The organism is Pseudomonas sp. NFACC56-3, assembly GCF_900100025.1.
GTDB classification, from domain to species: Bacteria; Pseudomonadota; Gammaproteobacteria; order Pseudomonadales; family Pseudomonadaceae; genus Aquipseudomonas; species Aquipseudomonas fluorescens_AA.
In genome coordinates, this window is sequence record NZ_FMTK01000002.1 from 358627 (window position 1) to 369364 (window position 10738).

9 protein-coding genes are annotated in these 10738 nt (G+C 63.1%); 7 read left to right on the forward strand and 2 right to left on the reverse strand.

Annotated elements, in window-relative coordinates; translation table 11 throughout:
- Positions 1-19: 19 nt before the first annotated feature.
- The 6 genes from BLO80_RS04610 (at position 20) to BLO80_RS04635 (ending at position 7731) form a co-directional block, all read left to right on the forward strand.
- Positions 20-1810 carry an acyclic terpene utilization AtuA family protein gene (locus tag BLO80_RS04610; protein ID WP_092327050.1) on the forward strand — a complete coding sequence of 597 codons (1791 nt, stop codon included), beginning with the start codon at positions 20-22 and terminating at the stop codon, positions 1808-1810.
- A gap of 36 nt (positions 1811-1846) precedes the next feature.
- Complete coding sequence (gene atuC / locus BLO80_RS04615; RefSeq protein WP_092327052.1) at positions 1847-3463, forward strand: geranyl-CoA carboxylase subunit beta; 1617 nt, start codon at positions 1847-1849, stop codon at positions 3461-3463.
- A 32-nt stretch (positions 3464-3495) separates the two neighbouring features.
- The gene (gene atuD / locus BLO80_RS04620; protein WP_092327053.1) at positions 3496-4653 is read left to right on the forward strand and encodes a citronellyl-CoA dehydrogenase; all 1158 of its coding nucleotides are present in this window, start codon (positions 3496-3498) and stop codon (positions 4651-4653) included.
- A 124-nt stretch (positions 4654-4777) separates the two neighbouring features.
- The gene (locus BLO80_RS04625) at positions 4778-6748 is read left to right on the forward strand and encodes an acetyl/propionyl/methylcrotonyl-CoA carboxylase subunit alpha (RefSeq protein ID WP_092327055.1); all 1971 of its coding nucleotides are present in this window, start codon (positions 4778-4780) and stop codon (positions 6746-6748) included.
- Positions 6749-6810: 62 nt separating this feature from the next.
- Positions 6811-7353, forward strand: a complete 543-nt coding sequence (locus tag BLO80_RS04630; RefSeq protein ID WP_092327056.1) for a 3'-5' exonuclease — start codon at positions 6811-6813, stop codon at positions 7351-7353.
- A 93-nt stretch (positions 7354-7446) separates the two neighbouring features.
- Positions 7447-7731 carry a pyrimidine/purine nucleoside phosphorylase gene (locus BLO80_RS04635; protein WP_092327058.1) on the forward strand — a complete coding sequence of 95 codons (285 nt, stop codon included), beginning with the start codon at positions 7447-7449 and terminating at the stop codon, positions 7729-7731.
- Between the two features lie 212 nt (positions 7732-7943).
- On the opposite strand, the gene BLO80_RS04640 is transcribed toward BLO80_RS04635, so the two are convergent.
- Positions 7944-8753, reverse strand: coding sequence for an MOSC domain-containing protein (locus BLO80_RS04640; RefSeq protein ID WP_092327059.1), 810 nt, complete (start codon positions 8751-8753; stop codon positions 7944-7946).
- 70 nt (positions 8754-8823) lie between these two features.
- On the reverse strand, positions 8824-9747 hold the full coding sequence (locus BLO80_RS04645; protein WP_092327061.1) for a chemotaxis protein CheV: 924 nt from the start codon (positions 9745-9747) through the stop codon (positions 8824-8826).
- A 479-nt stretch (positions 9748-10226) separates the two neighbouring features.
- Here BLO80_RS04645 and BLO80_RS04655 point away from each other — a divergent pair, with 479 nt between their 5' ends.
- The gene (locus BLO80_RS04655) at positions 10227-10697 is read left to right on the forward strand and encodes a hypothetical protein (RefSeq protein ID WP_072407983.1); all 471 of its coding nucleotides are present in this window, start codon (positions 10227-10229) and stop codon (positions 10695-10697) included.
- The last annotated feature ends 41 nt before the right edge of the window (positions 10698-10738 follow it).

The following is a 10738-nucleotide window of genomic DNA, read 5'->3' on the forward strand; positions in this document are numbered from 1 at the left end:
CTTTGCCGGAGGGAACGCCATGCCCAAAAAGATCCGAATCGGTTGCGCCAGCGCCTTTTGGGGCGATACCTGCACGGCGGCGGCGCAGCTGGTCGAGGGCGGTGCGCTGGATTACCTGGTGTTCGACTATCTGGCCGAAGTCACGATGTCGATCATGGCCGGGGCGCGCCTGAAAGACGCTTCGAGCGGCTATGCCACGGACTTCGTCGAGGTCCTCACCCCGCTGCTTCAGCGTTTGCACGACGATGGGATCCGCGTCATCAGCAACGCCGGCGGGGTCAATCCCCAGGCCTGTGCAAGGGCTTTGCAAGCAGCCTGCGACCAGGCCGGCGTAGCGTTGAAGATTGCCGTGCTGCTGGGCGATGACCTGCAACCGCAACACGAACGGCTCGCCGCCCAGGGCATCGGCGAGATGTTCAGCGGCGAACCCCTGCCTCCCGCGTGTGTGTCCATCAACGCCTACCTCGGCGCCCCCGGCATCGTCGAGGCGCTGCGCCTGGGCGCCGATGTGGTGATCACCGGCCGCGTGGTGGACAGTGCCGTGGTCAGCGCCGCCCTGGTGCATGAGTTCGGCTGGGCCTGGGACGATTACGACAGGTTGGCCCAGGCCGCGCTCGCCGGGCATCTCATCGAGTGCGGTGCCCAGTGCACAGGCGGTAATTTTACCGACTGGCAGGCAGTGCCGGATTACGAGCACATCGGCTTTCCCATCGTCGAAGTCAGCGCCGATGGTCAGTTCATTGTCACCAAGACCGAAGGCAGCGGCGGGCTGGTCACGCCGCTGACGGTCGGCGAGCAGTTGCTCTACGAAATCGGCGACCCGCAAGGTTACCTGCTGCCCGACGTGATCTGTGATTTCAGCCAGGTCAGGTTGATCCCGCAGGGCAAGCATGCCGTGCGCGTCCACGGGGCCAGGGGCCTGCCGCCCGGCGACCGGTACAAGGTCTGCGCCACCTGGCTGGACGGCTGGCGCTGCACCGCCACCTGCCTGATCGCCGGCATCGATGCGGTGGCCAAGGCCGAACGGGTCAGCCAGGCGATCGTCGCCAAGACCTCGCAGCTGTTGCACCAACGTGGCTGGGCACCCTACAGCGACGTGAACGTCGAACTGCTGGGCAGCGAAGCCACCTATGGCCAGCACGGCCGGCGCCGGGACAGCCGTGAGGTGGTGATCAAGCTGGCGGTACGGCACCCGGATAAACAGCCGCTGCTGCTGTTTTCCAGGGAAATCGCCCAGGCCGCCACTGGCATGGCGCCGGGACTGACCGGCCTGGTCGGTGGCCGGCCGACGGTGTCGCCGTTGATTCGCCTGTTCTCGTTCCTGATCGATAAAACCACCTGCCGGCTCGCCATCGAACTCGACGGCCAGCGCCACCCTTGCCCCCTGCCCGCTTTCGAACCGCTGCACACCACCGATCTGCCGGTCGCCCCGGCCCCGCCCAAACCCCAGGGCCGGGCCGACGCCAGCGTGCCGCTGATCAAACTGGCGGTGGCGCGCTCCGGCGACAAGGGCAACCACAGCAACATTGGCGTGATCGCCCGGGAACCCGAATACCTGCCCTGGATCGCCGAGGCGCTGACCCCGGAGGTGATGGTCGACTGGATGAGCCACGTGCTCGACCCGCTGCTGGGCCGGGTCGAACGCTGGTACCTGCCGGGCACCCACAGTTTGAATTTCCTGTTGGAAAACGCCCTCGCTGGCGGCGGTGTCGCCAGCCTGCGCATCGATCCCCAGGGCAAGGCGTTCGCCCAGCAACTGCTGGAGATTCAGATACCGGTGCCGCAACACATTGCCTATCAGGTCGGCTAAGGGCGGTCGCCATGGCAAATAACACGAGGAGTCTGCATGCCAGTCATCGAATCGCACCTGGATCCCCACAGCGCTGACTTCGCACGCAACCACGCGGCGATGCTGGCCGGTGTCGAACAACTGCGCCAACTCGAACGGGCCGTGCTGGCGAAAGCCGCCCAGGCCCAGGACAAGTTCGACCAGCGCGGCCAACTGTTGCCACGCCAGCGCCTGAACCTGCTGCTGGACCCCGGCGCACCGTTCCTCGAGCTGGCGAGCCTGGCCGGCTACAAACTCCATGACGACAAGGACGGCAGCCAGGCCGGCGGCGGCCTGATCGCCGGGATCGGCTACGTGTCCGGGGTGCGGGCGCTGGTGGTGGCCAACAACAGCGCGATCAAGGGCGGCACGATTTCCCCCAGCGGTTTGCACAAGACCCTGCGCCTGCAACAGATCGCCATGGAAAACAAACTGCCGGTCATCACCCTCGCCGAAAGTGGCGGCGCCAATCTCAATTACGCGGCGCAGATTTTCGTCGAAGGCGCGCGCTGCTTCGCCAATCAGGCACGCATGTCGGCCATGGGCCTGCCGCAGATCACCGTAGTGCATGGCTCGGCCACGGCCGGTGGCGCTTATCAGCCGGGTTTGTCGGATTACGTGGTGGTGGTGCGCGACAAAGCGCGGCTGTTCCTGGCCGGGCCGCCGTTGCTCAAGGCCGCGACCGGCGAAGTGGCCAGCGAGGAAGAACTGGGCGGTGCGCTGATGCACGTGCAAGTGGCCGGCACCGCCGAATACCTGGCGGAGAACGACGCCGATGGCATACGCCTGGCCCGGGAAATCCTCGACTTGCTGCCCTGGAACGCACAATTGCCGCCCCAGCCCGAACGGACCTGGACGGAGCCGCTCTACCCCGCCGAGGAATTATTGGGACTGGTGCCCGACGACCCGAAGAAACCCTATGACGTGGTGGAAATCATCGCCCGCATCGCCGACGGCTCGCATTTCCTGGCCTTCAAAAGCGAATTCGACACCCAGACGATTTGCGGCCACCTGCACATTCGCGGCCATGCCTGCGGCCTGATCGGCAACAACGGCCCCATCACGCCACAGGGCGCGGCCAAGGCCGCGCAATTCATCCAGTTGTGCGATCAGAGCCGCACGCCGCTGCTGTTCTTGCACAACACCACCGGGTTCATGGTCGGCACCGAGTCGGAGCGACAAGGGGTGATCAAGCATGGCGCCAAGATGATCCAGGCCGTGGCCAATGCCCGGGTGCCCAAGCTGACCGTCGTGGTGGGCGGCTCCTATGGTGCCGGCAACTACGCCATGTGCGGCCGCGGGCTTGACCCGCGCTTCATCTTCGCCTGGCCCAACAGCCATACCGCCGTGATGGGCGGCGCCCAGGCCGGCAAGGTCCTGCGGATGGTCACCGAGGCCACGCAACTCAAGAACGGCCTGAGCCCCGACCCGAAGATGCTGGACCTGCTCGAGCAAACCACCGCGCAGAAACTCGACAGCCAATCCACTGCTCTCTACGGCAGCGCCAGCCTGTGGGACGACGGGCTCATCGACCCGCGTGACACCCGCACACTGCTGGGTTACCTGCTGGACATCTGTCACGAAGCCGAGCAGCGCCCCTTGCAAGCCAACAGCTTCGGCGTGGCCCGTTTCTGAGGACGCTCCACGGCTCACAGGAGAACAATAAAATGATCTTCACCCAGGAACACGAAGCACTGCGGCGCACCGTCCGCCAGTTTGTCGACCACGACATCAATCCCTACGTCGACGAATGGGAGCGGGCCGGGCGTTTCCCCATCCACGAGATTTTCCGCAAGGCCGGCGAGCTGGGCCTGCTGGGTATTTCCAAGCCGCAAGCCTTCGGCGGCATGGGCCTGGACTACAGCTATTCGATCGTCGCGGCAGAGGAATTCGGCACGATTCATTGCGGCGGCGTGCCGATGTGCATCGGCGTGCAGACCGACATGTGCACCCCGGCCCTGGCCCGTTTCGGCTCCGACGCGTTGCGTGAAGCGTTCCTGCGCCCGGCCATTCGCGGCGAACAGGTGGGCTGCATTGGCGTCTCGGAAGTCGGTGCCGGCTCCGATGTCGCCGGCCTCAAGACCACGGCGCGCAAGGACGGCGACGACTACGTCATCAACGGCAGCAAGATGTGGATCACCAATGCGCCGAGCGCTGACTTCATCTGCCTGTTGGCGAATACCTCGGACGACAAGCCCCACGTCAACAAATCGCTGATCATGGTGCCGATGCGCAGCGCCGGCATCAGCCTCGGCCAGCACCTGGACAAACTCGGCATGCGCAGCTCGGAAACCGCCCAGGTGTTTTTCGACGACGTGCGGGTGCCACAACGCAATCGCATCGGCCAGGAAGGCGCCGGGTTCATGATGCAGATGCTGCAATTCCAGGAAGAACGCCTGTTCGGCGCGGCCAACATGCTCAAGGGCCTGGAGCATTGCATCGACAGCACCATCGAGTACTGCAAGGAGCGCAAGACCTTCGGCACGGCCCTGATCGACAACCAGGTGATCCACTTCCGCCTGGCGGAACTGGCCAGCGAAATCGAATGCCTGCGGGCGCTGGTCTACCAGGCCACCGAGCAGTACATCCACGACCAGGATGTCACGCGACTGGCCTCGATGGCCAAGCTCAAGGCCGGACGCCTGGCCCGGGAAACCACCGACAGTTGCCTGCAATACTGGGGCGGCATGGGCTTCATGTGGGACAACCCGGTGGCCCGGGCCTATCGCGACGTGCGGCTGGTATCCATCGGCGCCGGCGCGGACGAAATCATGCTGGGCATCATCTGCAAGCTCATGGGCATTTTGCCAGGGAAGAAAAAATGAGTACATCGCCCGCCAGACCGCCATCGCAAGCAAGCTCGCTCCCACATTTTCACCGTTCACTGTGGGAGCGAGCTCGCTCGCGATGAGGCCCGAACAGACACCACAAAAAACCAGGAATAGCCCCATGCCCGCCTTCAGCAAAATCCTCATCGCCAACCGCGGCGAAATCGCCTGTCGCCTCCAGCGCACCGCCCAGGCCCTGGGTTATCGCACGGTGGCTGTGTTCAGCGAGGCCGACGCCGATGCGCTGCACGTGCGCATGGCCGATGAAGCCGTACTGATCGGCCCGGACCCGGTGCAGCAGTCCTACCTCGACCCCTTGGCCATTCTCGAGGCGGCCCGGCGCAGCGGCGCCGATGCGATCCACCCCGGCTACGGCTTCCTTTCGGAGAATGCGGGGTTCGCCCACGCCTGCGCGCAGGCCGGCCTGGTTTTCATCGGCCCCAGCCCCGAGGCCATCGAGTTGATGGGCAGCAAGCGCCGGGCAAAAATCGCCATGATCCAAGCCGGTGTTCCCTGCATCGCCGGTTACCAGGGCGCCGCCCAGGACGACGACACGCTGCAGCGCGAAGCCGGGCGCATCGGCTACCCGCTGATGATCAAGGCCAGTGCCGGTGGCGGCGGCCGCGGCATGCGCCTGGTCCAGCGCGCCGAGGACCTGCTGGAGCAGTTGCGCAGCGCACGCTCGGAAGCCCTGCACGGCTTCGGCAGCGACGAGTTGATCCTCGAACAAGCCTTGATCGATCCGCGGCATGTGGAAGTGCAGATCTTCGGCGACCACCACGGCCAGTTGATCCACCTGGGCGAACGGGACTGTTCGATCCAGCGGCGCCACCAGAAAATCATCGAGGAAGCGCCCTGCCCGGTCATGACCGCCGACCTGCGCCGGGCCATGGGCGAGGCGGCACTCAAGGCCGGGCGCGCAGTGAATTACGTCGGTGCCGGGACCGTGGAATTCCTGCTCGCGGCGGACGGTCGGTTTTACTTCCTGGAGATGAACACGCGCCTGCAGGTCGAACACCCGGTCACCGAGTTGATCACCGGCCTGGACCTGGTGGCCTGGCAATTGGACGTCGCCGCTGGCAGGCCGCTGCCCCTGCGCCAGGAGCAGGTGACGTTCAGCGGTCATGCCTTGCAAGTGCGGTTGTACGCCGAAGACCCAGCTGCGGATTTCCTGCCCCAGAGCGGGCGCTTGGTTGGCTGGGAGCCCCCCATCCGCGCCGGTGTGCGAGTCGACCATGGCCTGCTGCAGGGCCAAGCCATCACGCCGTTCTACGATTCGATGCTGGGCAAACTCATCGTCCACGGCGCCACCCGCGACGAAGCACGCCGCAACCTGTTGCGAGCGGTGGAGGATTGCGTGCTGCTTGGGGTCCAGAGCAACCAGCGCTTGCTCGCCGGCTTGCTGGCGCATCCGCAGTTCATCGACGGCGACTTCAGCACCGGCTTCATCGGCCAATATTTTGTCAATCATGCGGCGCTTCTGCCCGTTGAGCCCTCGGCCGAACAACTGGCTATCGCCACGGCGGCGTTTTATCAGGCATCGCAGGCATGGCATGCACCCGGCCTGGGCGGATGGCGCAACAGCATCGGCACGGCGCTGCAGTATCGGATCGGCGTCGGGGAGCGCGACTGGGAGCTGAGCCTTGAAACCCAAACCGACGGGACACTGAACATCCACAGTGCCGGGCGCTTGATCGAACTGAGGCTGCTCGACGTTGGTGCCCAGGGCGCAACGCTGGTCATCGACGGGATTGGCCAGCGCCATGCCTGGCGCCTCGAAGGTCATGATCTCTGGCTGTCCACCCGCCCCGGCGGCCTGCACCTGCAAGACCGGACCCTGGCCCCCGTCGCCAGCAAGGCCAGTGCCGGTGCCAGTACGCTCCTGGCGCCCATGGACGGTGCCATTGTCGAGGTACTGGTCAGCGAAGGCAGCCCGGTGCGCCAAGGCCAACTGCTGATGGTGCTCGAAGCGATGAAAATGGAGCACCCACTCAAGGCAGGCATCGACGGGGTGGTCAGGCAATTGCAGGTCACACAGGGTGATCAGGTGAGAAAACGCCAGGTTTTGTTGCGCGTTGAAACAGCCCCCTAGTCGGATGCCTGGGGTTTGACTACGCTCAAACCCATCAGCATGCCGATACCGGGAACACTGCAATGCCTCACTGGCTGGTGATTGATCTGGAGGCCACCACCGATGAAGGTGGCTGGCCGGTAACCGAAATGGAAATTATCGAGATCGGCGCCACGCTGGTGAGTCGTGACGGCCGCGAAGTGGATCATTTCCAGCGCTTCGTGCGGCCCCTGAGACGACCGCTGCTCACGCCTTTCTGTCGCGAATTGACCCACATCACCCAGGCCAATATCGACGGCGCCGCGCCCTTGACCGAGGTCTGGCCGGCGTTCGAGCGCTGGCTGGCGCCGTATCATCCGAAGCTGGAAAGCTGGGTCAGTTGGGGCGACTACGACCGCCAGCAACTGCTTCAGGAATGGCAGCGCCAGCAGTTGCACAGTGTCCTCGCCCAAGTGCCGCACATGAACCTCAAGCAACGCTTCGCCAAGGCCCGCCGGCTGGAACGACCGCTGGGGCTCAATGGCGCGCTGCAACTGGCGGGCCTGCAATTTTGCGGGCAACAGCACCGCGCCCTGGAAGATGCCCGCAATACCGCGCGGTTGTTGCCCCTGGTGCTTCCGGGTTGAGCGGCGCTCGCCTCCCGGCGCGGCAGATGACGAATGTTGCAGCCTTGTGCATACTGACCGGCCTTTTTCAGCCCCTTTTTTCGAGGAATCGCCATGTTTAAAGTCAACGAGTACTTCGATGGCACCGTCAAGTCGATCGCTTTTGGCACTGCCGAAGGCCCCGCGACCATCGGCGTCATGGCACCGGGCGAATATGAGTTCGGCACGGCCCAACGGGAAATCATGCACGTCGTCTCCGGCGCCCTGACCGTGAAGCTGCCCGACAGCATCGATTGGGAAACCTTCGCGGCCGGCAGCCAGTTCAATGTACCGGCCAACAGCAAGTTCCAGCTCAAAGTGGCCGTCGACACCGCTTACCTGTGTGAATATCGCGGCTGATTCGGCACACTGCAAAGCGGGGGCACAGTTACCCCTGTGGCGAGGGAGCTTGCTCCCGCTGGACGCGCCAGCGTCCCCTGCGGCTAGCAAGAGGGGCTGCTTCGCAGCCCAGCGGGAGCAAGCTCCCTCGCCACAAAAGCTAGAAAAGCTGTTGCCAGATAAACAAAAATGCCCGGGTCATTGGACACGGGCATTTTTATTCACGGTTCTGTTTATTCGAGCACTTCAACCGGCATGCCGACCTCAAGCCGACCGTTGCTGTCGTTGACCAGATTCTGGCCGAACATCGCACCGTCCGGCGTCGAACGGTACTGCTGCAACGTGGCAAAGGGTTCGCGATTCGGATCGCGTTCGCCGGTGTGCGGATCGACCATGGTCATGATGCAACGCGAGCAGGGTTTGACCAGCCGGAACTCCACCTCGCCGATACGAATACGCTTCCAACCGTCCTCGGCAAACGCCTCGCCGCCCTCCACCACCAGGTTGGGACGAAAGCGCAACATCTCCAGCGAGCGGCCGACCCGGCTCGACAGGTCCTGCAATGAGGCCTGGCCAATCAGCAGCAGGGGGAAACCATCGGCAAAGGCGACCTTGTCGTCATCCTTGCCATAACCGGCGGCGGTGGTGCGCGCCAGTTCCACCGGCACATGCACCAGCCGCGTGGGGTTGCCGATGAATTCGCTGACCCAGGCCGCAGCCTCATCACCGGCATCCGGCACACGCAAGGTGTCACGCCAGATGATCACGCCGCGCCGTCGTTCTTGCTGGGTGGATGGCAGCGGCACGTCGATGGCGCCATGGCCCGGCGCGCTGAGCGTCAGGCCACCCGCCTCGTTCCACAAGGCCGAGAGCTGGCTCATCTTCGCCACGGCGCGCTGGGTCAGGAACCGCCCCGTACCCTCGTCCACCAGCATCCAGCGCCGATCACCGTCCAGCCCTAGCTTGTCCAGGCAAATCTGCTGCAGGGGCTGGCCCTTGCCGGACTTCAACGGATACCGATACAGCGCGCTCAGCCGCAACATGGTCACCTTCCCCGGTGGCAAAAAATGCCACCTTATACGAGCCGGCCATTGAAGCAAACCACCATCGGTTTCAGTCGAGCATCAGCCGCTGACGCACCACATCGACCAGCTTGTCCGGCTGGAATTTGGAGAGGAAGTTGTCGCAACCGACCTTCTTGACCATCGAATCGTTGAAGCTGCCGGACAAAGAGGTGTGCAGTACGACATAGAGCCCACGCAAACGCGGGTCGTTGCGGATTTCGGTGGTCAAGCGGTAGCCGTCCATTTCCGGCATTTCCGCATCGGTGAAGATCATCAGCAATTTGTCGGTCATGACCTCGCCGGTATCGGCCCAGGCCTTGAGCATGTTCAGGGCCTTCAGGCCGTCGCTGGCGATGTGCATTTTCACACCCAGTTGGCCCAGGGTGTCGCGCAATTGCGAGAGCGCGACGTTGGAGTCGTCCACCAGCAGCACTTCGCGGCCACGGGCGCGCTCCAGCACCGGGTCTTCGAGTTTGTCCCGGGAGACCTTGGCGTTGTAAGGCACGATTTCGGCCAGGACTTTTTCCACGTCGATGATTTCCACCAACTGATCGTCCACCTTGCTGATGGCGGTCAGGTAGTGCTCGCGGCCGGCGCTGGTCGGCGGTGGCAGGATGGCTTCCCAGTTCATGTTGACGATGCGGTCGACACCGCCCACCAGGAACGCCTGAACCGAACGGTTGTATTCGGTCACGATAATGGTGCTGTTGGCGCCCGGCACCAGCGGACGCATGCCAATGGCTTGGGACAGGTCGATCACCGGCAGCGTCTGGCCTCGCAGATTGACCACGCCGCACACGAACCGGTGGCGTTGCGGCATCAGGGTCAACTTCGGCAGTTGCAGGACTTCCTGGACCTTGAACACGTTAATGGCAAACAACTGCCGACCCGCCAGGCGAAACATGAGAATTTCCAGGCGATTCTCACCCACCAGTTGGGTTCGTTGATCTACTGTGTCGAGAATGCCGGCCATCGATGACTCCTGGGCTTGTTCGGATGAATCCAATAAAACCGATATCGGCCGCACGAGCCGAATCTTGACCCCGGATAAAATACACACAGGGAATTGATATCACATTAACATCATGCTTTACTGGCTTCACGATTTCATCTGGCATTTACCCCCGCTGCGCGACCCCGGTTTGCGCACTAAGTTCCCCTGTCTAAGGGATTCCCCTAGGCACAATCAGGTCCAACCTGATATTCCCGTTATCCAATAGCCATTAATGTGACGCCATTCTCATTGCTGAACGGAGTCAGGCCTTTGTACGCGACCACAGGACATCGGACCTGCAGCCTTTCGGCCGATCTCACCCGTGTAATCGTTTACGAATTCACCTTCGCTAAACGGCACCGGCGTGTCGTCGCGCGTCCGTCCGCGGTCGACCTTGAGATCCAGCCGTTCGCCATACGCGGTTTCCTTTCGCCTGACATGATGTTGTGGAGATAAGCATGCCGAACGATCGTAGGAACTGGAATCAACGTCTTCCCGAATTTCTGATCGAGGCCGAGACACTGCTGGCCAAGTCAGAGGAATGCCTGAGCCATCTGCAATTGATCAACAATGACAAGGACGCCATCGATTGCATGCTCAGCACCTTGCTGAAACTGGCAAACAAGGCCAATGCCCTGGCGCTGGAAGCCGTTTCGGAGTTTTCCCTGCATATCCATGGCTTGCTCAGCCACGCGCAAAACCACATGGAATTGCATGACCAGGCCCTGGATGCCTTGAAGGATTGCTTCACCCTGATGGCCTGGCAATTGGAACTGGTCGATCACACCACCGGCCAGTTGAGCCTGGACAACAGCGAACAAACGTCCTTGATCGAGGCATTCGCTTTCCAGGTCGGCCAGAGTCCCGACCAGGCATTGGCCGCGTCACGTCCGCTGGCGTTGGTGTCTTATCCCCAGAAACAAGCCTGATACGATGGCAATGCGCCTGCTCCCTAGCGCTTTCCGGGCAC

Coding starts and splice junctions, on each gene's coding strand:
- atuC (WP_092327052.1), top strand. CDS start 1,847: ATGCCAGTCATCGAATCGCACCTGGATCCCCACAGCGCTGACTTCGCA.
- BLO80_RS04610 (WP_092327050.1), top strand. CDS start 20: ATGCCCAAAAAGATCCGAATCGGTTGCGCCAGCGCCTTTTGGGGCGAT.
- BLO80_RS04625 (WP_092327055.1), top strand. CDS start 4,778: ATGCCCGCCTTCAGCAAAATCCTCATCGCCAACCGCGGCGAAATCGCC.
- BLO80_RS04635 (WP_092327058.1), top strand. CDS start 7,447: ATGTTTAAAGTCAACGAGTACTTCGATGGCACCGTCAAGTCGATCGCT.
- BLO80_RS04630 (WP_092327056.1), top strand. CDS start 6,811: ATGCCTCACTGGCTGGTGATTGATCTGGAGGCCACCACCGATGAAGGT.
- atuD (WP_092327053.1), top strand. CDS start 3,496: ATGATCTTCACCCAGGAACACGAAGCACTGCGGCGCACCGTCCGCCAG.
- BLO80_RS04640 (WP_092327059.1), bottom strand. CDS start 8,753: ATGTTGCGGCTGAGCGCGCTGTATCGGTATCCGTTGAAGTCCGGCAAG.
- BLO80_RS04655 (WP_072407983.1), top strand. CDS start 10,227: ATGCCGAACGATCGTAGGAACTGGAATCAACGTCTTCCCGAATTTCTG.
- BLO80_RS04645 (WP_092327061.1), bottom strand. CDS start 9,747: ATGGCCGGCATTCTCGACACAGTAGATCAACGAACCCAACTGGTGGGT.